Genomic DNA, 26,284 nt, shown 5'->3' with positions numbered 1-26,284 from the left:
GCGGCGCGGGGTGGCGAGCGGCGCGGGGTGGCGAGCGGCGCGGGGTGGCGAGCGGCGCGGGGTGGCGAGCGGCGCGGGGTGGCGAGCGGCGCGGTCGACTCAGGGGGCGAGCAGCTCGGTTACGCCGCGCAGTCGGGTCCGCAGCAGGGCGGCGGCGCGGGTGGTGTCCAGGCGGATCACGGCGGGACGGACCAGACCGTGCTCGGCGGTGGTGGTGGTCTTCAGGGCGGCCGGGTCCACGCCTGCCCGGCGGGCCACCAGCAGGCCCAGGTCCGCCCGGCTGACTGCGTCGGGGCCGGCCACGTTGAGCGGGCCGGCGTAGTCCGAGGCCGCCAGTTCGAGCACGGCGGCGGCGAGGTCACTGACGTCGACCGGGCACCGCAACTCGTCGGTGAATAAGGCTCCCCGCCCGGCCAGGGCCTCCCGGCAGAGCCGGATCTGCGGGCTGCCCTCCCCCACGATCAACGAGGTACGCACCAGCACGGCACCGGGGTCGATCGCGCGTACCGCCGTCTCCGCGGCGGCCTTCGCCGCACCGTACGGGAAGATCGGGCTGGGCGGGTCGTCGTCGGCGTACGGCTCGGGGCGCCCGGCGTGCAGCGCGTCGCTGGAGATGTGCACCAGCCGCGCGCCCACCTCGGCGGCGGCGAAGGCCACATTGCCCGCCCCGTCGGCGGTGGCCGCCCAGTCGGCGTACCGGTAGGTGGTGCCGATCACGACGTCGGGGCGTACCTCCGCCACCAGCGCGCACACCGCGGCCCGGTCGGTCACGTCCAACCGCCGCACCTGCACGCCCGGCAGCCCGACGGACCCGGAGTGGTACGTCCCCACCACCAGGCACCCGCCGGCAACTCCCCGCCGGCAAACCTCCCGCCCGAGAAACCCGCTACCCCCCACCACCAACACCCGCACTGGCACACACCTCCTGCGCCCTGTTGATCATGAAGTTGTTGTCACGACACGCCGCTTGGGGATGGCAATAACTTCATGATCAACGCGGAAAGGGCGGGCGCGAGGGTCAGGTGGGGTCGGCTACGGGGGCGGCGGGGCCGGCGGTGCCGGTGTGGGGCACCTGCTGGGGCTTGGGCTTGGCGTCGATGCCGGCCTCGGCGCGTTGCTGGCCGGTGATGGGGGTGGGTGCGCCGGTGAGGGGGTCGTAGCCGCCCCGGGTCTTCGGGAAGGCGATCACCTCGCGGATCGAGTCGGCACCGGCCAGGAGCATGCAGACCCGGTCCCAACCGAACGCGATGCCGCCGTGCGGCGGCGGGCCGTAGCTGAACGCCTCCAGCAGGAAGCCGAACTTGTCCTGCGCCTCCTCGGGCGTGATGCCGAGCAGGTCGAAGACGCGCTGCTGCACGTCGCGGCGGTGGATACGGATCGAGCCGCCGCCGATCTCGTTGCCGTTGCAGACGATGTCGTACGCGTACGCCAGGGCCCGGTCGGGCGCCTCCTCGAACCGGTCGACCCACTCGGCGTTCGGTGAGGTGAACGGGTGGTGCACTGCCGTCCAGTCGCCCTCGTCCGTCTTCTCGAACATCGGCGCATCGACCACCCAGCAGAACGCCCAGGCGCTCTCGTCGACGAGGTTGGCGCGCTTGGCGATCTCGATCCGGGCCGCGCCGAGCAGCTCCTGCGCCTCGCGGCTGTTCGGGCTGGCGGCGAAGAAGATCGCATCGCCCGGTTTGGCGCCGACCGCGTCGGCCAGCCCGGCCAGGTGCTCGGCCGACAGGTTCTTCGCCACCGGCCCGCGCGCCTCACCGGTCTCGGCGTCGAGTACCACGTAGGCCAGGCCCTTCGCGCCGCGCGCCTTGGCCCAGTCCTGCCAGCCGTCCAACTCCTTACGGGTCTGGGCCGCGCCGCCGGGCATGACCACCGCGCCGACGTACCCGCCCGCGTCGATCGCGCCGGCGAACACCCGGAACTGGGTGCCCCGCAGGTAGTCGGTCAGCTCGGTCAACTCGACGCCGTAACGCAGGTCCGGCTTGTCCGAGCCGTACCGCGCCATGGCGTCGTGCCAGGTGATCCGCGGGATCGGCCGGGGGATGCGGTGATTGGCCAGATCGGACCAGAGGGCGGCGACGATCTCCTCACCGAGGTCGATCACGTCGTCGGAGGTGACGAACGACATCTCGATGTCGAGCTGGGTGAACTCCGGCTGCCGGTCGGCCCGGAAGTCCTCGTCGCGGTAACAGCGGGCGATCTGGTAGTAGCGCTCCATGCCGCCGACCATCAGCAACTGCTTGAACAGCTGCGGCGACTGCGGCAGCGCGTACCAGCTGCCGGGCTGCAGGCGCACCGGGACCAGGAAGTCGCGGGCGCCCTCCGGCGTGGACCGGGTCAGCGTCGGGGTCTCGATCTCCAGGAAGTCCCGCTCGTGCAGCACGGTGCGGGCCAGTTGGTTGGCCCGCGAGCGCAGTCGCATCGCCGCCGCCGGGCCGCTGCGGCGCAGGTCGAGGTAGCGGTACTTGAGCCGTACGTCGTCACCCGCGGTCACCTGGTCGTCCACCGGCAGCGGCAGCGGCGCCGCCTCGGAGAGCACCTCCAGCTCGGTCGCGGTCACCTCGATCTCGCCGGTGGGCAGTTCCGGGTTCTCGTTGCCCTCGGGCCGGCGGGTCACCTCACCGGTGACCTTGACGCAGTACTCGTTGCGCAGCGCGTGCGCGTCCTCCTCGCGGAACACCACCTGGACCACGCCGGAGCCGTCCCGCAGGTCGACGAAGATGACCCCGCCGTGGTCGCGCCGGCGGGCCACCCACCCGGCCAGCGTCACCGTGCTGCCGGCGTCCGTCGCGCGCAGGCTGCCGGCGTCATGGGTACGGATCACGACGTGTGTCTCCCTCGTCTGTTCTACGTTGCCTCCCGGCATTCTGCCCGCCCCCACTTTCCGGATGTAAGGAAGGGGCCCTTGTTAACGCCTCCGGTAGAGGAAGGGCCCCTTCTTAACACCCGACGCCTCAGTTCACGGACACGACCCTGGGGTCCACGGAGTAGCGGCGCACGACGTCGCCGGCATCGTCAGCCGTGGCACCGGGATCGAACAGCACCTCCAGGCACGAGGTGTGCGGCCCGTCGAATCCAAAGCCGGCAATGAGGTGATGAGGATCGAAGCGGTGGCTGTCGCGGATCAGCTCGTCAACGGACTCTCCCGGCCGTACGCACACCACCGCCTCGGGCTGGCCACCACCCCATGCCAGCGCAGGAGCCGATACGCCGATGGTGAGCACGAAGGCCAACCCCACCCCGATCACGGTCGGCCGACCGAGCGCCGGCCGGCTGGCCGGCAAGGCCACCGCCCCCAGGGCGGCCAGGGCATACGCCCACAGGGCACGCTTGTCCGCCGTGTCATACAGGGCCAACGCGACGATGCCGACCCCGATGGTGTGTGTGACCAGGGCGATCAGCCGGAATTTCGGCGAGCCGACAAATGCCGCTGGTATCGCCGCAAGCGCGCCGAGCACCAGCAGAAGCACGACAAACCAGTACGCACTCCATTCACGACGCGCGTCCACCGTGAGCAGCAGCCAGGCGAACACCTGCCCGCACACGACAACTGGTGGGCGGAGCTGCGCCAGGAACCGTACGACCATCGGGTGAACGTACGTGATGGCCGGCTCTGGCACAGCCCCAGTCCGGGATGTCCAGGCCGACACTTCGGCCGTACCGTCGATGGCCACGCCGACCGCCGCCGGCTGACCGCCTGGTCAGGGATTGATCCCCAGACGTGGTGCGGGCCGCCGGAGGAGGAATCCGGCGGCCCGCAGGCGGAGGAGAAGTTCGAGGAAAGAGGATCAGTAGACGCTGACGCCGTACCGGCTCAGCACCGGCCCGACCGGCTGGAAGTAGGTGGTGCCGCCGGTCGAGCAGTTGCCGCTGCCGCCGGAGGTCAGGCCGAGGGCGACGCTGCCGCTGAACAGCGAACCACCGCTGTCACCCGGCTGGGCGCAGATGTTGGTCCGGATCAGACCCCGGACCTGCCCCTCGGCGTAGTTGACCGTGGCGTTGAGCGCGGTCACCGAGCCGCTGCGTACGCCCGTGGTGCTGCCCGAACGCCGGGCGGACTGGCCGACGTACGCGTTGCCGGCGCTGGTGATGTCCTGGTAGCTGCCGTTGTAGAGGGAGACGTTGCCCGGCTGCACGGTGGTCTGGTTGCTGTACCGCACGATGCCGTAGTCGCTGCCCGGGAAAACGCTGCCGGTACGCGAGCCGAGCAGGGCGGTCTGGCCCGAGTTGCTGTACCAGTTCGCGGCGATGTTGGTGCAGTGCCCGGCGGTGATGAAGTAGTAGGTGCTGCCGGCCCGCACGTTGAAGCCGAGCGAGCAGCGTCCGCCGCCCTGTGCGTAGATGGCCTCGCCGCCGGAGATGCGGGTGCTCAGCACGCCGGCCTCGGCCTCGATGCGGACCGCGCCGTTGGTGCGCGCCGCAGCGGCCTTGACCCGCTCCAGCTTCGCGCCGGTCACGGTGCTGTCCACGGAGACGACGACCTGGTTGGTGGCCGGGTCGATCCACCAGGCGGTGCCGGGGATCGCGGCGGAGCGGTCCAGTTCGGCGGTGGCCCGGTTCAGCTCCGCGGCACCTCGCTTGACGAGCTTCGGAGTGGCGCCGGCGGTGGCCACCTGGCGGGCCGCCAGGCTGTCGGTCACCGCGACGACCATCGTGCCGGTGGCGTCGGCGTACGCGCCGGCGGCACGGTCGCCGAGCCGCTCGGCGAGGGCGGACGCGGCGTCGGGCGAGGCGGACGCGGGCGCCGCCTGGGCAGGCGTGCCGGCCAGCGCGCCAGCCACCAGGGTTCCGGCGGCGGCGACGGTGACGACACGACGCAGCATTGACCTTGTGGGTCGCATGTAACAGCCTCCCTGATCGGGGTTTGAGGCCCTGTCATGGCGACAGGGCAGGGGGCAACTCAGCCACCTGGGGAAATGGCCAAGCGAGGGCAAGTATTCACATATTTAAGTTCGTAGGCAAGACCCCTGTTTGCCCGGATTCACCCACCGGCCACACGTAACCGCTCCGCAACATTGTGGATACAGAAGGTCATCTATACGCTCAGGTCACCGTCGCAAGTCCGGCAACCGTCACCGGAGGCCACGATGACCCTCGTCCGACGTACGCTGACCACCCTCGCCAGTGTCACCGCCCTCGTCCTGCTGGCAACCGCTCCCGCCACCGCCGATCCCGGTCCCCCACCCACCTCGATGGCGAGCCTCGGCGACTCCATCACCCGCGGCTTCAACGCCTGCGGGTGGTACGTCGACTGCACCAGCCGCTCGTTCAGCACCGGCGACGACTCCGCCGTGAACAGCCACTACCTGCGCATCCGCCGGGTCAACTCGGCCATCAACGGCCGCAACCACAACGCCGCCCGCACCGGGGCCAAGTCCGCCGACCTGTACGGCCAGGCCGGCACCGCAGTCAGCCAGGGCGTCGGCTACGTGACCATCCTGATCGGCGCCAACGACGCCTGCACCAGCTCCGAGTCGACGATGACCTCGACCGCCACCTTCCGGTCCAACATCGACTCCGCCCTGGCCCGCCTCAAGTCCGGCCTGCCGAACGCCAAGGTCTACGTGATCAGCATCCCGGACGTGCACCGCCTCTGGTCGGTCGGCAAGGGCAGCAGCAGCGCCCGTACGGCCTGGTCGCTCTTTGGCATCTGCCAGTCCATCCTGGCCAACCCGACCTCCACAGCCCAGGCCGACGTCGACCGGCGCAACCGGGTCCGGCAGCGGGTGATCGACTTCAACGGCCAGCTCGCTGCGGCCTGCGCCGCCTACGGGTCGAACTGCAAGTACGACGGCAACGCCGTCTTCAGCTACCCGTTCACTCTCGCCCAACTCTCCGGCTGGGACTACTTCCACCCCAACGCCACCGGCCAACAGGTCCTGGCCACCGTCTCCTACCCCGCCGGCTTCGCCTGGTAGCCCTCACGACCCCGCCCCACCCACCCGCCACCCACCCACCCACCCACAACCGCGATCTTGCACTTTGTGTCGGCCCAAAACGGGGCACAAGCCTCGTAACGGCGACCAAAAGTGCAAGATCGCGGGCGGCGGGCGGGGGGCGGGGGCGGCGGGCGGGGGCGGCGGGCGGGGGCGGCGGGCGGGGCGGCGGGCGGGTCAGCTCACCAGGGGCTTGAGGTCCGCTCGGGGAGGTGTCCACTCGCCTGCCGCGGCGGGCACCTGTTCGCCGGAGCGGATGTCCTTGACCTCGTCGGGAGCGCCGTCGGTGCCGGGGAACCAGACGTACGGAATGCCGCGCCGCTGCGCGTACTTGATCTGCTTGCCGAACTTCGCCGCACTCGGCGAGACCTCCGTGGGGATGCCGCGCGAGCGCAGGCCCTCGGCGACCCGGTTGCTGACGCCCCGCAGCTCCTCGTTGGTCACCGCCACCAGCACACAGGTCGGCACCTCCCGGGACACCGACAGGGCACCCGCGCCGAAGAGCAGGCCGAGCAGCCGGGTCACCCCGATCGAGATGCCGACGCCGGGGAAGCGCACATTGCCGGCGCTGGCCAGATTGTCGTACCGGCCGCCGGAGCAGACCGAGCCGAACCGCTCGTACCCGATCATCTGCGTCTCGTAGACGGTGCCGGTGTAGTAGTCCAGGCCCCGGGCGATCCGCAGGTCGGCCACGCAGAGACCGGGCGAGTGCGCGGCGGCGGTCTCCACCACCCGGACCAACTCCTCGACTCCCTCGTCCAGCAGCGAGTCGCTGACCCCGAGCGCGCGCACCGCGTCGGCGAAGGACGCGTCCGGCGCGGAGATCTCGGCCAGGGACAACACGGCCTTGGCCTGCGCCTCGCTCGCCCCGGCCGTGGCGGCCAGCAACTCCGTCACCCCGGCTGGGCCGATCTTGTCGAGCTTGTCGACCGCGCGCAGCGCCGCCTCCGGGTCGGTCAGCCCGATGCCCCGGTAGAAGCCCTCGCAGATCTTGCGGTTGTTCACCTGGATGCGCACCGGCGGGATCGGCAGCGAGCGCAGCGCGTCGCCGATCACCAGCGGCATCTCCGCCTCGTGGTGGGGCGCGAGGGTGTCCCGGTCGACGATGTCGATGTCGGCCTGGAGGAACTCCCGGTAGCGCCCCTCCTGCGGGCGCTCACCGCGCCACACCTTCTGGATCTGGTAGCGACGGAACGGGAACGGGAGCTTACCGGCGTTCTCCAGCACGTACCGGGCGAACGGCACGGTCAGGTCGAAGTGCAGGCCGAGGCTGTCGTCGGCGGCGGGGCCGTCCTGGTCGCCGTGCAGCCGCCGGATCACGTAGACCTCCTTCGAGGTCTCCCCCTTGCGCAGCAACTGGTCCAGCGGCTCGACGGCCCGGGTCTCCAGGGGCGCGAAACCGTACAGCTCGAAGGTGGACCGGATCCGGTCGAGGACGAACTGCTCGATCATCCGCTGGGCGGGCGTCCACTCCGGGAAGCCGGAGATGGGCGTGGGTTTGCTCATGACTTGCTCCTTGGGCCACGCGGGCAGCGCGGTGAGGTCGTCGACGCGGCCGGCTAGAGACCGCGGGTGGGGGCCGGCGGTCGCCCACCGTCCAACTCCGCCACCTCGAGGAGGTACGGGTTGGTGGCGCGCTCGCGGCCGATGGTGGTCGCGGGGCCGTGGCCGGGCAGTACGACGGTGTCGTCGGCGAGCGGAAGGATCTTCTCCCGCAGGCTGGTGAGCATCGTCGGCATGCTGCCGCCCGGCAGGTCGGTGCGGCCGATCGAGCCGGCGAACAGCACGTCACCGGAGAGGCAGACCTGCTCCGCCTCCCAGGGCGAGCCGGCGCCGGGCAGCCGGAAAAGCACCGACCCGCCGGTATGGCCGGGCGCGTGGTCGACGGTGATCTCCAACCCGGCGAGGGTGAGCGTCTTGCCGTCGGCCAGCTCGGCGACGTCCTCCGGCTCGGCGTACGGCAGCCGGCCGCCGAACAGCTGGGCGAGGTCCGCCGACAGGCCCTTGGCCGGGTCGGCCAGCAGCTCCCGGTCGTCGGGATGCACGTACGCGGTGATCCCCCGCGCCCCGCAGACCGGCGCCACCGAGAAGGTGTGGTCGAGGTGCCCGTGGGTGAGCAGCACCGCGGCCGGGTGCAGGCGGTGCTCGGCGAGCAGCGCGTCGAGCCGGTCGATCACCCCGATGCCGGGGTCGACCACCACGCACTGTTCCCCGGGCGCGGCGGCGACCACGTAGCAGTTGGTGCCGAAGGCGTCCGCAGGAAAGCCGGCCACGAGCACGTCCGCTCCCCTTCCGTCGGTACTGTCGTCCTGCCGGCAGCCTAACCGGCGTTCCGACCGGTCATCGCACATCCGTCCCACCTGCACCAGCCGGCACCGAAGCACCCCGATGAACATCGGCATCGACCTCGTACACGACTTTCCCAGCCGGTACCCGTACACTCTGGCGGGCGTGTGGCGTGTCGCACCTGCCGCCCGACGGGTACGCGACCACCGGCTGACGACCAGGGTAGAGGAAAGGGGAGCACGGGTGGCTTCCAGCAGGGACCGGCAGCGCAAACTGGCGCGGGCCAAGCTCGACCGGCAACTGGCCCGCCGGGCCGCCGCCGCCAAACGCCGCCGGCAGATCCGCGCCGGGGTCGGCGCCGCTCTGATCCTGGTGCTGGTCGTCGTCGGCTCGGCCTGGGCGCTGGGCGCCTTCGACTCCGAGCCGACCGACACCCGCGCCGCCGATGAGGTCTGCCTCTGGACTCCGCAGAACACCGCGGGCAACAGCAACCTCAAAGACGTCGGCGAGCCGGCCACCAGCGGGCTGCCGGTCACCGGCACCCGGCCGATGACCGTCGTCACCAACCAGGGCTCGCCGATCTCCATCGAGCTGGACCTGGCGAGCGCCCCGTGCGCCGCCGCGAGCATCGCCCACCTGGCGAGCCAGTCGTTCTACGACAACACCAAGTGCCACGAGATCAGGCCCGAGGGCGCGGTACGCTGCGGCGACCCCAGCGGCACCGGGCTGGGTGGCCCGACGTACTCCTTCCACAGCGAAAACGTGCCCAGCGCGCCGGAGGCGTCGCCGAGCGCCAGCCCGGCCCCGGACGCGCCGCCGACCTACCCCAAGGGCACGGTCGCCATGATCTCGAACCCGCCGGGTGCCAACGGCAGCCAGTTCCTGATCTTCTTCAAGGACCACACCCCCACCGACGAACCGCAGTACCCGATCATCGGTCGGGTCACCGAAGGGCTTGACGTCGTAGAGAAGATCGGAGCCCTGCCGACCGTGGACAATGGGGCTGGGGAGAAGGTCAAGCCGGAGAACGACGACGTGGTCGTCCAGAGTCTGACCGTCGGTGAGCCGGTGCTGGATCCGGCATCGCCCGCCGAGTCCGCCCCCACGGGCACGCCGAACCCCGAGGCGTCCGGCGTGCCCGAGGCCAGCCCGAACGCCGGTTGAACCAGCGAATTGCCGGTTGAACCAGCGAATTCCACCACAGCAGCGGCATCCACATATCGTCCAGGAGGATCGAGGCGTGACGTCCACCAGAGAGCGGCAGCGCGCGGCGGCCCGCGCGCGGCTCGAGAAGGAGATGGCCGAACGGTCTGCCCGGGCCCGCAAACGCCGCCAGACGCAGGCGATCGTGGGGGGCGGCGTGGCCCTGCTGCTGGTGGTCGCCGGCACGGTCTGGCTGGTCAGCAGTCTGATCGGCGACGACAGCGGCACCGACAACGCCGCCCAGGACGCGACCTCGGTGCAGTGCGACTGGATCGAGCTCCCCGCCGGTGAGCGGACCCCGCAGACCAAGGATGTCGGTTTGCCGGACGCCCGGCAGAGCCGGGTCGGCAACCAGACCATGACGATCAACACCAATCTCGGCCCGATCACCGCCCGGATCAGCCGGTCGGCGGTCCCGTGCACCGCGGGCAGCTTCACCCACCTGGCCGAGAAGGACTTCTTTGACAACACCAAGTGTCACCGGCTGGTGACCGAGGGCATCAAGGTGCTCCAGTGCGGAGACCCGAGCGCCACCGGCAAGGGCTGGCGGGACACCGACGGCATGGGCGGCCCGAGCTACCGGATGGCCGAGGAGAACCTGCCGACTGAGATGCGTCCGCCGTACCCGGCGGGCGTCATCGCGATGGCCAAGACCGACCAGCCCGCCACCACGGGCAGCCAGTTCTTCATCGTCTACGGCGACTCGCCGCTGCCCCCGGACTACACGGTGCTCGGCACGATCACCGGCGGCATGGACATCGTCGAGGAGGTCGCGAAGGCCGGCGACGACGGCGCGTTCGCCCAGAGCGCCGGCGGAGGCCACCCGAAAGAGGAGGTCATCATCACCGACCTCACCATGACCGACGCCTAAACCCCCGTACCTCCCCGAAGCGCCCGCCGGCCCCGCCGTCGGGCGCTTCACCATCCCCCACCCCTCACCCCCACCCCCCTAGCCGCGCCGATCTTGCAGTTGTTGTCGCCGCATAACGGGTCAAACAACGCGAAAAGGCGACCAAAAGTCCATGATCGGCGCAGACGGCGGCGGGCGGGCGGCGGGTGGGTGGGGGGCGGGTGGGCTAGGAGCCGGAGGTTACGCGGTAGGCGTCGAAGACGCCGTCTACCTTGCGTACGGCGGCCAGGAGGTGGCCCAGGTGCTTGGGGTCAGCCATTTCGAAGCTGAACCGGCTCACCGCAACCCGGTCGCGAGTGGTGGTGACGGTGGCGGAGAGGATGTTGACCCGCTCGTCGGAGAGCACCCGGGTGACGTCGGCCAGGAGCTTGTGCCGGTCGAGGGCCTCCACCTGGATGGCGACCAGGAACGTGGAGGCGGAGGTGAGTTTCCAGTTCACCTCGACCACCCGCTCCCCCTGGGCACGCAGGTCCTCGGCGTTGGCGCAGTCGTCGCGGTGCACACTCACCCCGCCGGAACGGGTCACGAAGCCGAACACCGAGTCCGGCGGCACCGGGGTGCAGCAGCGGGCCAGCTTGATCCACACGTCGCTGACGCCACGGACCACGACACCCGGGTCGTGGCTGGAGGCCCGGCTGCGCGGCGGGCGGGTGGCCACCGCGGTCTCGGCGAGGTCCTCGGCCGCGCCTTCCTCGCCGCCGTAGGTGGCCATCAGCTTCTGCACCACCGACTGCGCGGAGACCTGGCTGTCGCCGACCGCCGCGTACAGCGACGCCACGTCGGGCAGGTGCAGGTCCCGGGCGATCGCCATCAGGTTGTCGGAGGTGAGCATCCGCTGCAACGGCATGCCCTGCTTGCGCATCGCCTTGACGATCGAGTCCTTGCCCTCCTCGATCGCCTCCTCGCGGCGCTCCTTGTTGAAATATTGTCGGATCTTCGTGCGCGCCCGGGGGCTCTTGACGAAACCCAACCAGTCCTGCGTCGGGCCGGCGGTGTCGGACTTCGACGTGAAAATCTCGATCACGTCACCGTTGGACAGCGTCGACTCCAACGGCACCAGCTTGCCGTTGACCCGCGCCCCGATGCACTTGTGCCCCACCTCGGTGTGCACCGCGTACGCGAAGTCCACCGGCGTCGACCCCGTCGGCAACGGAATGACGTCGCCCTTCGGGGTGAAGACGTACACCTCCTGGCTGGACAGGTCGAACCGCAGCGCGTCCAAAAACTCGCTCGGGTCCGCCGCTTCCCGCTGCCAGTCCAGCAGCTGCCGCAGCCAGGTCATCTCGTCGATGTGTGCCGGCGGCCCGACGATCTGCGTGCCCTTGTGCTCCTTGTACTTCCAGTGCGCCGCGATGCCGAACTCCGCCGTACGGTGCATCGCGTACGTGCGGATCTGCATCTCCACCGGCTTGCCGGTCGGGCCGATCACCGTGGTGTGCAACGACTGGTACATGTTGAACTTCGGCATGGCGATGTAATCCTTGAACCGCCCCGGCACCGGCTGCCAGTTCGCGTGGATCACGCCCAACGCCGCGTAGCAGTCCCGCACCGTGTCGACCAGGATCCGCACCCCCACCAGGTCGTAGATGTCGTTGAAGTCCCGACCCCGCACGATCATCTTCTGGTAGATCGAGTAGAGATGCTTCGGCCGACCCGTGGTCTCCGCCTTGATCTTGGCGGCCTTCAGGTCGGTCTGCACCTTCTGCGTCACCTGCCGCAGCAGCGCCTCCCGCTGCGGCTGGTGCTCCCCGATCAGCCGGTTGATTTCCTCGAACCGCTTCGGGAACAGGGTGCCGAAGGCCAGATCCTCCAGCTCCCACTTGATGGTGTTCATACCGAGGCGGTGGGCCAGGGGGGCGAGGATCTCCAGCGTCTCCTTGGCCTTCTGCTCCCGCTTCGGCGCGGGAAGGAAGGAGAGCGTACGCATGTTGTGCAGCCGGTCGGCCAGCTTGATCACCAGGACGCGTGGGTCCTTGGCCATGGCGACGACCATCTTGCGTATCGTCTCGGCCTTGGCCGCGTCCCCGAGCTTGACCTTGTCCAGCTTGGTGACTCCGTCGACCAGCAGGGCGACCTCGCCACCGAAGTCCGCGCGCATCTGGTCGAGGGTGTACTCGGTGTCCTCGATGGTGTCGTGCAGCAGCGCGGCCACCAGCGTGGTGGTGTCCATGCCCAGGTTGGCCAGGATGGTCGCCACCGCGAGCGGGTGGGTGATGTACGGGTCACCGGACTTGCGGTACTGACCGGAGTGCCAGCGCGCCGACGTGTCGAAGGCCCGCTGCAACAGCCGCGCGTCGGCCTTGGGGTGGTTTTCCCGGTGCGAGGCGATGAGCGGCTCCAGCACCTCGCTGACCTGCGACGACTGCCACGGGGCGTTGAACCTCGCCAGCCGCGCCCGGACCCGGCGGCCGGTGGGCGCGTGGGACAACCCGAAGCCACCGCTCGGCGACGGATCCGCGGTGGCCTCGGTGGGCACCACGTCGGCGCCGATGCTCGTACGCGCCAGATCGCTGCCGGGCCGGACCGCGCCGGACGCCGGAGCGGCGCTGCTGCGATCGGTCACCGAGCCGTCCGCGTCGCCTGTCGAGTGCACCGTGCCCTCCACCGGAGGGGCGACATCGTGGGACACCGGCCTCCTCACCGCTCGCCGGAAACGAACCGACCGTCCACCGGCCGGCTTGATCTCGCGTCGCTCGGACGGGTGACCGTCCGCCTCAGCAATGGGCAATGCTACCCGCACCGAAGGTGCCCCGCCGCTCCGCCGGACGGACCGTGCCGGCTCCGCCCGGTGGCGGGGTCGTCTCAAACGGTCAACAGGGCATGGACCGGACGCGGTGCCAGTCGTTGCCGGCCGCCGAGGAAGGACAACTCCAGCACCACGGTGAACCCCACCACGGTCCCGCCGGCCCGCTCCACCAGATCCAGCGTCGCCCCGGCGGTCCCCCCGGTGGCGAGCACATCGTCGACCACCAGCACCCGGTGCCCGGCGGTGAAGGCGTCCTGGTGCACCTCCAGGGTGGCCTCGCCGTACTCCAGCCCATAGGAGGCGGCATAGGCGGGCCGGGGCAGCTTGCCGGCCTTACGGACCGGCACCACGCCGACCCCGGACGCGTACGCGATGGCCGCGGCGATCACGAAGCCGCGCGCCTCGATGCCGACCACGGTGTCGAACGAATCACGCCCGTGGTAAGCGATGATCCCGTCGATCACGTCCCGGAAGGCGTCGCCGTCGGCGAACAACGGCATGAGGTCCTTGAACATGACGCCGGGCTTGGGGAAGTCGGGCACGTCGAGCACTCGGCTGGCGACCAGCCGGGCGGTCTCCGGGCCGCTGTCCCCGCGTACCCCGATGCTGTGGGTCTCCGTCACGGCAGTTCCGCTCCCCTTCCACACGTCGACGGCGTCCGGCGCGCTGCTCGCACAGCATGCCGGACGCCGTCGGATCCGTTCCTACCGGGTCGCTCTCGGTGGCTCAGCGCCGCTTTCCGCTGCCGGGCCGGTTGCCGCCCCGGGGACGCCCGCCCCGAGCACCGCCCGAACGCTTGCCGGCGGGCCGGGCACCCACCTTGGGAGCGGCGGCGCCGGCCAGGGCGCCGCTCTCCGCCGGTACCGGCTCCGACTCCTCCTCGTCCTCCTGCTCATCGGCAGGGGTGGCGGCGGTCTTGCCGGCCCGGGTGGCCGGCGTCTCGCCCATCGCGCCCCGGCGGGCCTCCACCCGCTTGTTGTGGGCCATGATCCGCGGGTCGCGGTTCTTCAGCACCACCAGCAGCGGGGTGGCCAGCATGATCGAGGTGAGGAACGCCATGGCCATACCGACGAAGAGCACCAGGCCGAGGTCCTTCAGGGTGCCCGCGCCGAGCAGGCCGGCCCCGATGAAGAGGATGCCGCCGACCGGGAGCAGGGCCACCACCGAGGTGTTGAGCGAACGCATCAGGCTCTGGTTGACGGCCAGGTTGGCCGCCTCGCCGTACGTCTGGTTGTTGTTCGCGGTGATCCCTCTGGTGTTCTCCTGCACCTTGTCGAAGACCACCACCACGTCGTAGAGCGCGAAGCCCAGGATGGTGAGGAAACCGATGATCGTCGACGGGGTGACCTCGAACCCGACGATCGAGTAGATGCCGGCGGTGAGGATCAGGTTCATCACCAGGGCGAAGAGGGCCGCGACTGCCATCTTCCACTCGAACCGGAAGGCCAGATAGGTCGTCACCAGCGCGAGGAAGATGACCAGACCGAGCAGGGCCCGGCTGGTCACCTGGCTACCCCACGCCTCGCTGACCCGGTTGGCGCTGATGTTCGCCGGGTCGACGCCGAACTGCTCGGCCATCGCGAGCCGGACCGCCTCGGCCTGCTCGGCGTCGAGCTGGGTGGTCCGCAGCTCGTAGAACTCGCCGCCGGCACCGCCGACCTTCTGCGCGGTGACCACGTGGGCGCCCTCGGCGCTGAGCGCCCGGTCTGCGGTGGCCTCCGCGTCGGCCATGGTGCCGACGCTGGTCGGGACCTGGAACGAGTTGCCGCCGGCGAACTCGATGCCCAGGCTGAACCGGTTGAAGATCACGCTGCCCAGCGCGATCACCACCAGGACAGCGGCCACGGTGAACCACATCTTGCGCCGGCCGACGATGTTGAGGCCGGCCTCGCCCCGGTAGAGGCGGCTTGCCAGAGAGTTCTCAGCGGCCATCTCAGGCCTCCTTGACGCGCGGGTTGCGGGACTGGGCCTGCTCCGACGACCGGGCCGGCAGCACCCGGCCGAGACCGCTGACCCGCGGGGACAGGAATGCCCGGCTGCGGGCGAGCATGGCCATCATCGGGTGCCGGAAGAGGAAGACCACGACCAGGTCCAGCACGGTGGCCAGGCCGAGGGCGAAGGCGAAGCCCTTCACCGTGCCGACCGAGACGATGTAGAGCGTCAGGGCCGACAGGATCGTGATCAGGTTCGCCGAGATGATCGTCCGGCGGGCCCGGACCCAGGCGCGGTTGACCGCGCTGCGCGGGCTGCGGCCCTCGCGGATCTCGTCCTTGAGTCGTTCGAAGTAGATGACGAACGAGTCCGCCGCCACACCGAGCGAGACGATGATGCCGGCGATGCCGGCGAGAGTGAGCGTGAAGCCGATCTGCCGGCCGAGCACCACCAGGGCGCCGAAGAGCAGCATCGCGGAGAGCACCAGGCTCGCGAAGATGACCGAGCCGAGCAGCCGGTAGTAGAAGAACGAGTAGATGATGACCAGCAGCATGCCGATGCCGGCCGCGAGCAGACCGGCCCGCAGGTGGCTCTCGCCCAGGGTGGCGGTGACGTTCTGCGACTCCTGCGCCTCGAAGGTGACCGGCAGGGCGCCGTAGCTCAGGAAGCCGGCCAGCTCGGCGGCCTCGGCGTTGCTGAAGTTGCCGGTGATCTGGGAGTTGCCGGTGAGCACACCCTGGATCTGCGGCGACGAGACGATCGCGTTGTCCAGCACCACCGCGACCCGGCACTTGCCCTCGTCGCCGAGCGCGGAGGCGTCACACGCCTGACCCTCGTTGTTGAACGCCTCTCGGGTCAGCGCGGTCCACTTCTCCTGGCCGGAGCTGGTGAAGTTCAAGCTGACCACCCACTGGCTGGTCTGGTCACGCACCGCGCTGGCGCTGGACACGTCGGTGCCGAGCACCTTCGCCACGTCCAGCAGGTTCTTCGCGTATCCCCCCTCGCAGGAGACGACCTGCACCTCGGGGTTGGAGATGGACGCCGGGGGCCGGTCGTCGAGCTGGACACAACTGATGGTCGGCACGTTGAACTGCATCTGGGCCGGCAGCACCGCCACCTCGCGGCCGGTCAGCTCGGCGAAGGGCTTGAGCTTCTCGGCCAGCGCCGGGTCGGCGCTCAGGTCGGCCGGCGCCTGCAACCCCTCGGCGGCGGCCCAGGCTTCGGCGCCGACCTTCTTCTCGACGGCCTGACGCTGCTCCTCGATGCTCTGCGGCACCGGCTCCTCGCTCGCGGTCGGCGACGGGGCGGCGCTCGGCGTCGCGCTCGGGGTGGGCGTCGGCGCACCGCCGCCCTGGCCGCCGGCAGAGGGCGACGAGCTGGCCTTGGCGTCGGGGGTCGCGCTCGGGGTGCCGTCCGGGCTCGGGGTGCCCGACGCCGTCGGCTCGGCGGTCGGGCTGGGCGCCGGCGACGGGAGCGCACCGCTGCCGTCGGCGACCTTGAGGACCTTGCGGAACCGCAGCTCGGCGGCGCTGCCGACCTCGCTGAGGTCGCGGTTCTCGCCGGGCAGGGAGATGACGATGTTGCGGTCACCCTCGGTGACCACCTCGGCCTCAGCCACGCCGTACGCGTTGACCCGGCTCTCGATGATCTGGCGAGCCCGTTCGAGGTTCGCCGCCGTCGGTGCCCGGCCGTCGATGGTGTTGGTCGCCTCCAGCGTCAGCCGGGTGCCGCCGACGAGGTCGAGACCGAGACGGGGTTCGAGCCGGTCCTTCCAGCCGCCGCTGGCGCCGCCCGAGAAGAACACCAAAAGATAGAGGACGACGAGCATGCCCGCGAGGACGGCCAACTGCCGTCCCGGGCGCATCTGTCCCTGAGGTGGTGCCACGGCTGTCCTGTCTCCCTGTACGGTCGCGCCGCCGCGGCGCGGCGGCGGTTCGGCCGGATGCTCCGGCCGACGATCTGCCTTCCCGACGGCACCCGGGGCTGACGCCGCCGCCTGGGGGTGGCCGACGCGAGGTGCATCGACCGGACCGGACCGGCGTGCCGGCGCCCGGCGCCGGCCTGCTATCCAGTTGTCTCACCGCGACGCGTCGGCGGTCACCCGCCGGGGACGCGTGCGGGCGATCCCCCACCCGGTCGAGCCCAACCGGGTGGGTGCGGTGCTCATTCCTTGACGGCGTCGGTCTCCTCGGCCGCCGTCTCGGCGGGGCGCTCCGCCTTGGTCACGACCCGGGCGATCGCCGGGCGGGCGAAGCGGGTCTGCACTCCGGGGGCGACCTCGAGCAGGACGCTGTCGTCCTCGACACCGGTGACCGTGCCGTACAGCCCGCCGATGGTGACCACCTCGTCGCCGGCGGAGAGACCGGACTGCATCGCCTCGGCCTCGCGGCGGCGCTTCTGCTGCGGGCGGATCATCATGAAGTACATGACGCCGAAGAGCAGGGCGATCATCAGGATCGGGGTGAAGCTCCCCGCTCCGCCGCCTTCTGCTGCGTAGTGCACGGTTGTCGACCTTCCCATTGGCCTCCGGGCCGGCACTGCGCACCGGGCGGAGGCGGTTTTTCACATCCTGTACAGACCGCGGCGAGTCTAATCGCTCCACCTGGGAACGCCGAATGCGGTACAGATCACGAACAGATCACGTCTCATCGGCGTCCATCGAGAAAAGATCGGGCACTGGAGGAGCTTCGGTGCCGAATGTACCATTCGGTGGCGTACGTCCCAGATGGTGCCAGGCCGCCTCGGTTGCCACCCGGCCACGCGGCGTACGGGCCAGCAGACCGGCCCGCACCAGGAAAGGCTCGCAGACCTCCTCCACCGTGTCCGGCTGCTCCCCGACCGCCACCGCCAGGGTCGACAGGCCGACCGGGCCGCCCCGGAACGAGTCGACCAGAGCGGTCAGCACCGCCCGGTCGAGTCGGTCGAGCCCGAGCGCGTCCACGTCGTACACGGTCAGCGCCGCGCGGGCGGTCTCCACAGTGACCACGCCGTCGGCGCGTACCTCGGCGAAGTCCCGCACCCGGCGGAGCAGGCGGTTGGCGATCCGCGGCGTCCCCCGCGACCGGCCGGCGATCTCCGCCGCCCCCTCGTCGGTGATCGGTACGCCGAGGATGCGCGCCGAGCGGCGCAGCAGCGCCTCCAACTCGGCGGGGGCGTAGAAGTCGAGGTGGGCGACGAAGCCGAAGCGGTCCCGCATCGGGCCGGTCAGCAGGCCGGACCGGGTGGTCGCCCCGACCAGGGTGAACGGTTCGACGTCCAGCGGGATGGCGGTGGCACCCGGCCCCTTGCCGACCACCACGTCGACCCGGAAATCCTCCATCGCGCTGTAGAGCAGCTCCTCCGCCGGCCGGGCGATCCGGTGGATCTCGTCGATGAAGAGCACATCGCCCTCGGCGAGGCTGGTCAGGATCGCGGCCAGGTCGCCGGAGCGTTCGATCGCCGGGCCGCTGGTCACCCGGATGCCGGTGCCCAGCTCGGCGGCGACGATGTTGGCCAGGGTGGTCTTGCCGAGGCCGGGCGGCCCCGACAGCAGGATGTGATCGGGCGGGGCACCCCGGCGCATCGCACCCTGCAACAGCAGGTCGAGCTGGTCGCGGACCCGGTGCTGGGCGATGAACTCGTCCAGCCGCTTCGGCCGGACGCTGACCTCCGCGTCCCGCTCCGCCTCGCTGACGTACGCCGAGACCAGGTTGCTCTCTGAGTCGGCCGCAGCCGGTCCGAGCGAGCCGGACGCGGTCATCGGTTCCGGCCCAGCAGCCGGATGGCCTGCTTGAGCAGCACCGGCACCGGCGGGGTGGGACCGTCGACGGTCTCCGCGACGGCGGCCACCGCCTGGTCGGCCTGCCCGGCCGTCCAGCCGAGCCCGATCAGCGCCTGGCGCACCTGCTCGGGCCAGGCGCCACCGGTGACCCCGGCCGCGCCGTCGGCGCCGACGGGCACCGGGCCGATCCGGTCACGCAGCTCGAGCACCAGACGCTCGGCGCTCTTCTTGCCGATCCCGGGCACCCGGGTCAACGCGGCGGTGTCGGCGTTGGCGATCGCCTTGCGTACGGCGTCCGGGGTGTGCACGGCGAGCACCGCCTGCGCCAGTCGGGGGCCGACCCCGCTGGCGGTCTGCAACAGCTCGAACAGCGACTTGGCGTCGTCGTCGGCGAAGCCGTAGAGGGTGAGCGAGTCATCCCGGACGACCAGGCTGGTGGCCAGCCGTGCGGGCTGGCCGACCCGCAGCTCGGCGATGGTGCCCGGGGCGCACTTCACGGCCAGCCCGACGCCACCGACCTCGATCACCGCGTGGTCCGGGCCGGCCGCGGTCACCACGCCACGCACACTGGCGATCATCTCGTTCCTCCTCGTCTCGCCCGGTTTGCGGCGGCGGCCAGCTTGGAGCGGGTGCCACCGCGCCACACGTGGCAGATGGCCAGCGCCAGGGCGTCCGCGGCGTCGGCCGGCCGGGGTGGCTCGGGCAGCCGCAGCAACCGGGTGACCATCGCGGTCATCTGCGCCTTGTCGGCCTGGCCGGAACCGGTCACCGCCGCCTTCACCTCGCTCGGGGTGTACGTCTGCACCGGCAGCCCGGCGCGCGCCCCGGCGAGCACGGCGATCCCGCTGGCCTGGGCGGTGCCCATCACCGTACGCACGTTGTGCTGGCTGAACACCCGCTCCACGGCCACGCTGTCCGGCCGGTGCTCGGCGACCAGGCCGGTAAGGGAGCGGTCCAGATGCAGCAGGCGCAGCGGCAGCTCGTCGGCCGGATCGGTGTGCACGACGTAGTAGGCGACCAGTGTGCACGGTCGCCCGGGCATCCCCTCGACCACGCCGACCCCACACCGGGTCAGCCCCGGGTCGACGCCGAGCACCCGCACGCCGCCTCCTCCCCGCCGCCCCGGGCAGCACATGTGTTCGACACCCTATCGAGGCGGTGGCGCCGCCGCGCCCCGGGACACGCCCGACGGTGCCTGGTGTCCGTGCCGACCACAGAATGCGGTACGAGTGTGTGCCGCGACCCCATGTGCGCCCGGCAACACAGCTCGTAATTTGATGCGCCATGACGGCAGAACCCGTGGCGGTCCCCCACGTCGTGAACGTCGACCTCGCTGGTCGTACCGCCCTCGTCACCGGCGGCGGCAGCGGCATCGGCCGGGCCTGCGCCCTGCGGCTGGCCAGCGCCGGCGCCAGCGTGTTGGTGGTGGACCGCGACGTGGCGGCGGCCAGGCGGGTGGCCGCCGAGGTCGGCGGCCGGGCCGAGGGGGTGGACCTCGCCGCCCGGGAGGCGGTGGACCGGCTCGACGCCGACGTGGACATCGTGGTCAACAACGCCGGGCTTCAGCACGTCGCCCCGGTGCCGGAGTTTCCCGTCGAACGCTTCGAGTACATCCAGCGGGTGATGGTCGAGGCACCGTTCCGGCTCGTCCGGCGGGCGCTGCCGCACATGTACGCCCGAGGTTGGGGCCGGATCGTCAACATCTCCTCGGTGCACGGGCTGCGTGCCTCGCCCTACAAGGCCGCGTACGTCTCGGCGAAGCACGCGCTGGAAGGGCTGTCCAAGGTGGTGGCGCTGGAGGGCGCGTCGCAGGGCGTCACCGCCAACTGCATCAACCCCGCGTACGTGCGCACCCCGCTGGTCCAGAGCCAGATCACCGACCAGGCGGCCAGCCACGGCATCCCGGAGACCGAGGTGATCGAGAAGATCATGTTGGCCCGGGCGGCGATCAAACGGCTGATCGAGCCCGAGGAGGTGGCGGAGCTGGTGGCCTACCTCTGCTCGCCGCCCGCCGCGTTCCTCACCGGTGCTTCGATCGCACTCGACGGGGGGTGGACGGCGAGCTGATCGCGCGTGCGGACAATGTCGGGCATGTCGTCGCCGGTGGAGTTCCTGGAACTGCTCGCCCGGGAGGCGGCCACGGTCGAGTTCGAGGGGCCGCTGGTCGCCGCCCGCTCCGCCGGGTTGAGCGCCGACCGGATCGCCGAGCTGGAGCGGGCCAAGACCGTGGCGCTGCGGGTCCGCGCGTTGCTGGAACGCCGCCGCCGTCGGGAGAGCGAGCTTTCCGGCCTGTACGACACGGTCCGCGACCTGGCCGGGCTGCGGGACCTGGACGACGTGCTGCGGGCGATCGTGCACCGGGCCCGGCACCTGCTCGACGCCGACGTCGCCTACATGACCCTCAACGACGCCGAGCGCGGCGACACCTACATGCGGGTCACCGACGGCTCGGTCTCGGCCCGGTTCCAGCAGCTGCGGCTGCCCATGGGCGCTGGCCTCGGTGGCCTGGTGGCCCAGTCGGGCGCCCCGTACGTGACCGCGAACTACCCGCAGGACGAGCGTTTCCACCACACCCGGGAGATCGACGCCGGGGTCAGCGAGGAAGGGCTGGTGGCCATCCTCGGGGTGCCGCTGCGGCTCGGTTCCACCAGCATCGGCGTGCTCTACGCGGCGAACCGCTCGGCTCGACCGTTCGCCCGCGAGGAGGTGGCGCTGCTGCTCTCGCTCGCCGCGCACGCCGCAGTGGCGATCGACACCGCGCGGCTGCTGGCCGAGACCCGCGCGGCGCTGGCGGAGCTGTCGGCGGCCAACACCACGATCCGGGCGCACAGCAGCTCGGTGGAGCGGGCCGCGGCGGCGCACGACCGGATGACCGCGCTGGTGCTGCGCGGCGGCGGGGTGGAGGACGTGACGGCGGCGGTGACCGATGTGCTGGGCGGGTCGCTGTTGGCGCTGGACGCCGAGGGCCGGCGGCTGGCGCGGGTCGGCGAGATCGACGAACCGGACCGGGCGGAGATCGTCGAGGCGGTGGCCGCGTCCCGGACCGAGGGACGCAGCGTACGCCGGGGCGCGCTGTGGTACGCCGCCGTGGTGGCCGGCGCGGAGAACCTGGGCGCGCTGGTGCTGCACCCCGAGGGCGAACTCGCCGACGCCGACCAGCGGATCCTGGAGCGGGCCGCCCTGGTGACCGCGTTGCTGCTGCTGTTCCGGCGGACCGTCGCCGAGGCGGAGGGGCGGGTGCGGGGCGAGTTGCTCGACGACCTCATCGCCCGACCGCTGCGCGACACCGACGCCCTGCGCAGCCGGGCCCACCGCCTCGGTGTGGACCTGGACGCTACGCATGTGCTGGTGGCCGTGGGCGAGGACGCCATCGCGGCGACCGGCTCGGCCCGGCAGCGGGTGCTTTCCTGGGCCACCACGTACGCCTCGGCTCGGGGCGGGCTGGCCGCGGCGCGCGACGGCCGGGTGGCGCTGATGCTGCCCGGGCGGGATGCCGGGGCCAGCGCCCGGGCGGTGGCCCGGGATCTGTCGCGGATCACCGGACGGCCGGTGACCGCCGGGGCGAGCGGGCCGTCCACCGGGCCGGCGTCGCTGGCCGCCGCGTTCCGGGAGGCCGACCGCTGCCTGACCGCGCTGGTCGCGCTGGGCCGGGCCGGGCAGGGGGCGAGCAGCGCTGAGCTGGGCTTCGTCGGTCTGTTACTGGGCACGGTCTCCGAGGGCGGGGAGGCCGACGTACGCCGGTTCCTCACCACCACCCTGGGGCCGGTGATCGAGTACGACGCCCGGCGGGGCACCGCCCTGGTGCGCACGCTGGAGGCGTACTTCGGGGTGGGTGGCAGCCTGGCCCGGGCCGCCGAGAAGCTGCATGTGCACGTGAACACGGTGACTCAGCGGTTGGAACGGGTCGGGCAACTGCTCGGCGGGGACTGGCAGCACCCCGACCGGGCCCTGGAGGTGCAGCTCGCCCTGCGCCTGCACCGGCTGGGTACCGCCGAGGGTTGAGCCGCCTGCTCAGTGCCTGCCGTGCTCTGCTCAGTGCCTGCCGTGCTCTGCTCAGTGCTTGCCGTAGTGCTCGCGGGTCTCCTGGATCGCCGCCTCGGCCCCGGCGCGCTCCTGCGGTGTGGTGCCCCGCCTGGCGGCGAGCCGTGCCCGGAGCAGCTCCACGGCGATCGGCAGGACCGAGACCGCCACGATGGCGACCAGGATGAACTCGATGTTCGACTTGACGAACGGGACCTGGCCGAGGAAGTAACCGAGGACGGTCACTCCGGTGCCCCAGAGGATGCCGCCGATGATGTTGTAGGTGACGAAGGTGCGGTAGTTCATCCGGCTGACCCCGGCCACGATCGGGGTGAAGGTCCGCACGATCGGCACGAACCGCGCCAGCACGACCGAGCGGGCGCCGTACTTCTCGAAGAAGTCGTGCGCCTTGAGCAGGTTCTCCTGTTTGAACAGACGCGAGTTCGGGCGGCGGAACAGGGCGGGCCCGACCTTCCGGCCGAACAGGTAGCCCACCTGGTCGCCAGCGATCGCGGCGATGGTGATGAGCAGGCACACCAACCACAGCGGATAGGTGATGTACCTTCCGTCGGCGACGAGCAGCCCGGCGGTGAACAGCAGCGAGTCACCCGGCAGGAAGAATCCGATCAGCAGGCCGGACTCGGCGAAGACGATGACCAGGATGCCGAGCAGCCCGAAGGTCGAGATCAACCATTCCGGGGCGAGCCAGTCCGGTCCGAGGGCCAGGGTGGTGACGGGCGTCGACACGACGGACCTCCGATGACTGTGGCGAGCCGCCCCGCGGCTCGGGACGCCCGTAGTCTACGGCGGCAGCGGCCCCCAGCGCGGCGTCGCCGGTCAGCGGGCGCGGATGCCGGCCAGGAGTCCGTCGACGATCTTTTCGGGGAGGTCTGTCTCGTCGAGGTCGGGGTTCCAGTTCAGCACCCGCTGGATGAGCATCGGGCCGGTGAGCATCGCCATGGTCACCTCGACATCGAGGTCGGCCCGGAGTTCACCGTCCCGGATGCCGCGCCGCAGCACCTCCCGCATAACCGCCCGGCGGGGCTCGATGATGTTCTGGTAGAGCGCGTAGTGCTCGGGGCTGCGCTGCGCCTCGGGCACCAGACACGGCATGATCTTCGCCGCGCGCGGGTCGACATTGTGCCCGACCCCGCCGACCAGCAGGATCAGATCCTCCCGCACGGAACGGCCGACCGGCTGCGGCGGTGCGCCCTTGAGGGTACGAAGGGCGTCGTGCAGCAGGGCGTCCTTGCCGGGCCAGCGGCGGTAGATCGTGGCCTTGCCGACCCCGGCCCGAGCGGCGATCGCCTCGATCGAAATCGCCTCGATCGTGCTGCCCTCGGCGAGCAGGTCCAGCAGGGCCTCGATGATCGCCTCGGCCGCGCGGATGCTCCGCGGCCGGCCGGGCGGCCGCGGAGCATCCATCGTGCCAGTCATCTCGCCATTCTCACCGATGTCAGGGCGCACCGGCCAACTCGGAGTCGCACCGGCACTACGTCACACCGGCCAACTCCGCCTGCACCGACGCTACGCCGCACCGGCCAGCTCCGGCTCGCCCACCGGCACCGGTGCAGCGGTACCGGGCCTCCCCGGCATCCAGCGCAACGCCACCAGGACCCCGGCTGCCGCGACCAGCGCGGCCAGTACCGCCGACCAGTGCATCGCCGAGACGAAGGCGTCGTCGGCCGCCGCGACCAACCCCGGCGCCGCCGGCCCGAGCTGCTCGGCCACGGCGTACGCCCCGGCGATCGACTCCCCGGCCGCCTCGCGCGCCGTCGGCGGCAGGTCTGCCAGGGCCGGGCCGATAGCGCCGCGGTAGCCAGCGGCCAGCACCGACCCGATCACCGCCACGCCGAGGGCCGCGGCCACCTGACGGATGGTGTTGCTGACCGCCGAGCCAACGCCGGCCTTCTCCCGAGGCAACGAAGCCATGATCGACTCGGTGGCGGGCGGCATGATGTTGGCCATCCCGGCGCCTTGGAGGAAGAAGAAGACCAGCACCAACCAGATGGGGGTGGCCGCGCCGACGAAGGCGTACGCGCTCAGCGCCACCGCGGTGAGCATCAGCCCCACCGCCGAGACCGCCCGGGCCCCGTACCTGCGCACCATGGTCGCGCTGCGCGGAGCGAAGACGAGTTGGGCGACGGCGAAGGGCAGAAAAAGCAGGCCGGTCTCCAGCGGACTGTAGCCGCGCACCAGTTGCAGGTAGAACGAGCTGAAGAACATCACGCCCATGGCGGCGAAGAAGACCAGCCCGATCATCGCCACCGGTGCGGCGAAGCGCGGCACCCGGAACAGCCGTACGTCCAGCGACGGATGGCTGCTACGGCGCTCGTACCGGACGAACCAGGCCAGCACCCCGAGGCCACCGAGGATGGCGGCCCAGACCAGCGGCCGGCCGAAGCCGTGCTCGCCGCCGTCGATGATCCCGTACGTCAGGGTGACCAGGCCGACCACCGAGAGCAGTACGCCGAACACGTCGATCCGGCCCGGGGCCGGGTCCCGCGACTCGGGCACCAGCAGTGCCACCAGAAGCACGCCGAGCGCGACGATCGGCACGTTGATCAGGAAGACCGAGCCCCACCAGAAGTGCTCCAGCAGCAGGCCGCCGAGGACCGGGCCGATGGCCACCGCCAACCCGACCGCGCCGGCCCACATCCCGATGGCCCGCCCGCGTTCCCGGGGGTCGAAGACGTTGGAAATGATCGACAGGGTGGCTGGCATGATGGCCGCACCGCCGATCCCCATCAGCGCGCGGGCCGCGATCAGCTGAGCCGGACTCTGCGCGTACGCCGAGAGCAGCGAGGCCAGGCCGAAGATCACCAGCCCGATCAGCAGCATCCGGCGCCGCCCGGCCCGGTCGCCGAGCACGCCGAAGGTGAACAGCAGCCCGGCGAAGACCAGCGTGTACGAGTTGATGGACCACTCCAACTCGCCCTGACTGGCCCCGAGACCGTGCACCGGATCGGCGAGGGTACGCAGCGCGACGTTGAGGATGGTGTTGTCCAGGACGACCACGAGCAGGCTGATCACCAGCACCCCGAGGATCGCCCACCTCCTCGGGTGTCCCGTGTTCTCATTTGGTGGCTTCTCCGCAGTTGGCGGCATCTCCACACCCCCCGGTTTCGATACGGTCCCGTCCGTAATCGCCCATTGAGCGTAGGCCGGGCATTAACGATACGGAACCGTTCCGTATCGGATGTGAGGGCTGTCACTTCACCGCCTCGACCGGCTTCTGACCCACCCCCGATCCCGCCCCCGCACCGGGCTCCGACCGCCTCGGGGTGGCCCCATTTCAGGCATGACGGTTCTTGTTTCCCTGGCGGCGAAACGCACCCACAAGCCGCGCACCCCTTGCGTCGCCTGCGTGAGATGTCGGGTATGTCGGGTCGGTCGGCCCGGGGTTCGCCGGAATGCCGGCCGGCGCGGCGGCGTTGAACCGGATGGCTGACCGAACAGGTTCTCGCCGCACGGCGACAGCCCCGATGCAG

The 26,284-nt window shown here is 71.1% G+C and carries 22 protein-coding genes; 5 read left to right on the top strand and 17 right to left on the bottom strand.

Annotated elements, in window-relative coordinates; genetic code table 11:
- Positions 1-99: 99 nt before the first annotated feature.
- The 4 genes from Vqi01_RS26300 to Vqi01_RS26285 form a co-directional block, all read right to left on the bottom strand.
- Positions 100-918: an SDR family oxidoreductase gene (locus Vqi01_RS26300; protein ID WP_372444436.1), complete on the bottom strand. Its 819-nt coding sequence runs from the start codon at positions 916-918 to the stop codon at positions 100-102.
- A 100-nt stretch (positions 919-1,018) separates the two neighbouring features.
- A complete protein-coding gene (gene aspS / locus Vqi01_RS26295) occupies positions 1,019-2,824 on the bottom strand; it encodes an aspartate--tRNA ligase (protein ID WP_204037671.1) in 1,806 nt (601 codons plus the stop codon).
- 130 nt (positions 2,825-2,954) lie between these two features.
- Positions 2,955-3,587: a hypothetical protein gene (locus tag Vqi01_RS26290; RefSeq protein ID WP_204037669.1), complete on the bottom strand. Its 633-nt coding sequence runs from the start codon at positions 3,585-3,587 to the stop codon at positions 2,955-2,957.
- A 201-nt stretch (positions 3,588-3,788) separates the two neighbouring features.
- Positions 3,789-4,841, bottom strand: coding sequence for a S1 family peptidase (locus tag Vqi01_RS26285; RefSeq protein ID WP_204037667.1), 1,053 nt, complete (start codon positions 4,839-4,841; stop codon positions 3,789-3,791).
- A 246-nt stretch (positions 4,842-5,087) separates the two neighbouring features.
- On the opposite strand from Vqi01_RS26285, the gene Vqi01_RS26280 reads away from it, so the two are divergent.
- On the top strand, positions 5,088-5,918 hold the full coding sequence (locus tag Vqi01_RS26280; RefSeq protein WP_204037665.1) for an SGNH/GDSL hydrolase family protein: 831 nt from the start codon (positions 5,088-5,090) through the stop codon (positions 5,916-5,918).
- 195 nt (positions 5,919-6,113) lie between these two features.
- On the opposite strand, the gene hisS is transcribed toward Vqi01_RS26280, so the two are convergent.
- Complete coding sequence (gene hisS / locus Vqi01_RS26275; RefSeq protein WP_204037663.1) at positions 6,114-7,442, bottom strand: histidine--tRNA ligase; 1,329 nt, start codon at positions 7,440-7,442, stop codon at positions 6,114-6,116.
- A gap of 53 nt (positions 7,443-7,495) precedes the next feature.
- Complete coding sequence (locus tag Vqi01_RS26270; RefSeq protein ID WP_204037661.1) at positions 7,496-8,215, bottom strand: MBL fold metallo-hydrolase; 720 nt, start codon at positions 8,213-8,215, stop codon at positions 7,496-7,498.
- A 250-nt stretch (positions 8,216-8,465) separates the two neighbouring features.
- Here Vqi01_RS26270 and Vqi01_RS26265 point away from each other — a divergent pair, with 250 nt between their 5' ends.
- Both Vqi01_RS26265 and Vqi01_RS26260 read left to right on the top strand, forming a co-directional pair.
- A complete protein-coding gene (locus Vqi01_RS26265; RefSeq protein WP_204037659.1) occupies positions 8,466-9,386 on the top strand; it encodes a peptidylprolyl isomerase in 921 nt (306 codons plus the stop codon).
- Between the two features lie 76 nt (positions 9,387-9,462).
- Positions 9,463-10,296, top strand: coding sequence for a peptidylprolyl isomerase (locus Vqi01_RS26260; protein WP_204037658.1), 834 nt, complete (start codon positions 9,463-9,465; stop codon positions 10,294-10,296).
- Positions 10,297-10,501: 205 nt separating this feature from the next.
- Here Vqi01_RS26260 and Vqi01_RS26255 read toward each other — a convergent pair whose 3' ends face one another.
- The 8 genes from Vqi01_RS26255 to ruvC form a co-directional block, all read right to left on the bottom strand.
- Positions 10,502-12,940 carry a RelA/SpoT family protein gene (locus Vqi01_RS26255; RefSeq protein WP_204037676.1) on the bottom strand — a complete coding sequence of 813 codons (2,439 nt, stop codon included), beginning with the start codon at positions 12,938-12,940 and terminating at the stop codon, positions 10,502-10,504.
- A gap of 197 nt (positions 12,941-13,137) precedes the next feature.
- The gene (locus Vqi01_RS26250) at positions 13,138-13,704 is read right to left on the bottom strand and encodes an adenine phosphoribosyltransferase (RefSeq protein WP_204037656.1); all 567 of its coding nucleotides are present in this window, start codon (positions 13,702-13,704) and stop codon (positions 13,138-13,140) included.
- A 103-nt stretch (positions 13,705-13,807) separates the two neighbouring features.
- Positions 13,808-15,013, bottom strand: coding sequence for a protein translocase subunit SecF (secF, locus tag Vqi01_RS26245; protein ID WP_204037654.1), 1,206 nt, complete (start codon positions 15,011-15,013; stop codon positions 13,808-13,810).
- A 1-nt stretch (position 15,014) separates the two neighbouring features.
- The gene (secD, locus tag Vqi01_RS26240) at positions 15,015-16,898 is read right to left on the bottom strand and encodes a protein translocase subunit SecD (RefSeq protein ID WP_204037652.1); all 1,884 of its coding nucleotides are present in this window, start codon (positions 16,896-16,898) and stop codon (positions 15,015-15,017) included.
- Positions 16,899-17,176: 278 nt separating this feature from the next.
- Complete coding sequence (gene yajC / locus Vqi01_RS26235; RefSeq protein WP_204037650.1) at positions 17,177-17,515, bottom strand: preprotein translocase subunit YajC; 339 nt, start codon at positions 17,513-17,515, stop codon at positions 17,177-17,179.
- A gap of 136 nt (positions 17,516-17,651) precedes the next feature.
- A complete protein-coding gene (ruvB, locus tag Vqi01_RS26230; RefSeq protein WP_204037648.1) occupies positions 17,652-18,752 on the bottom strand; it encodes a Holliday junction branch migration DNA helicase RuvB in 1,101 nt (366 codons plus the stop codon).
- Positions 18,749-19,351 carry a Holliday junction branch migration protein RuvA gene (gene ruvA / locus Vqi01_RS26225; protein ID WP_204037646.1) on the bottom strand — a complete coding sequence of 201 codons (603 nt, stop codon included), beginning with the start codon at positions 19,349-19,351 and terminating at the stop codon, positions 18,749-18,751. The genes ruvB and ruvA overlap by 4 nt, the downstream gene beginning before the upstream one ends.
- Positions 19,348-19,875, bottom strand: coding sequence for a crossover junction endodeoxyribonuclease RuvC (gene ruvC, locus Vqi01_RS26220; RefSeq protein ID WP_204037644.1), 528 nt, complete (start codon positions 19,873-19,875; stop codon positions 19,348-19,350). The genes ruvA and ruvC overlap by 4 nt, the downstream gene beginning before the upstream one ends.
- Before the next feature lie 182 nt (positions 19,876-20,057).
- Between ruvC and Vqi01_RS26215 the strand changes: the two genes are divergently transcribed.
- Complete coding sequence (locus tag Vqi01_RS26215) at positions 20,058-20,840, top strand: 3-hydroxybutyrate dehydrogenase (protein WP_204037642.1); 783 nt, start codon at positions 20,058-20,060, stop codon at positions 20,838-20,840.
- Positions 20,841-20,855: 15 nt separating this feature from the next.
- Entirely contained in the window at positions 20,856-22,775 is a 1,920-nt protein-coding gene (locus Vqi01_RS26210) for a helix-turn-helix domain-containing protein (RefSeq protein ID WP_204037674.1), read from the top strand.
- A gap of 51 nt (positions 22,776-22,826) precedes the next feature.
- Here Vqi01_RS26210 and Vqi01_RS26205 read toward each other — a convergent pair whose 3' ends face one another.
- The 3 genes from Vqi01_RS26205 to Vqi01_RS26195 all read right to left on the bottom strand — a co-directional run bounded on the left by Vqi01_RS26205 (position 22,827) and on the right by Vqi01_RS26195 (position 25,901).
- Positions 22,827-23,540, bottom strand: a complete 714-nt coding sequence (locus Vqi01_RS26205) for a DedA family protein (protein WP_204037640.1) — start codon at positions 23,538-23,540, stop codon at positions 22,827-22,829.
- A gap of 90 nt (positions 23,541-23,630) precedes the next feature.
- The gene (locus tag Vqi01_RS26200) at positions 23,631-24,230 is read right to left on the bottom strand and encodes a TetR/AcrR family transcriptional regulator (protein WP_204037638.1); all 600 of its coding nucleotides are present in this window, start codon (positions 24,228-24,230) and stop codon (positions 23,631-23,633) included.
- A 90-nt stretch (positions 24,231-24,320) separates the two neighbouring features.
- Entirely contained in the window at positions 24,321-25,901 is a 1,581-nt protein-coding gene (locus Vqi01_RS26195) for an MFS transporter (protein WP_204037636.1), read from the bottom strand.
- Between the last annotated feature and the right edge of the window lie 383 nt (positions 25,902-26,284).

It is taken from the genome of Micromonospora qiuiae (genome assembly GCF_016863555.1).
Classification (GTDB): Bacteria; Actinomycetota; Actinomycetes; order Mycobacteriales; family Micromonosporaceae; genus Micromonospora; species Micromonospora qiuiae.
The sequence above is the reverse complement of the archived record's forward strand: the minus strand, read 5'-3'. Positions and strand labels throughout refer to the sequence as shown.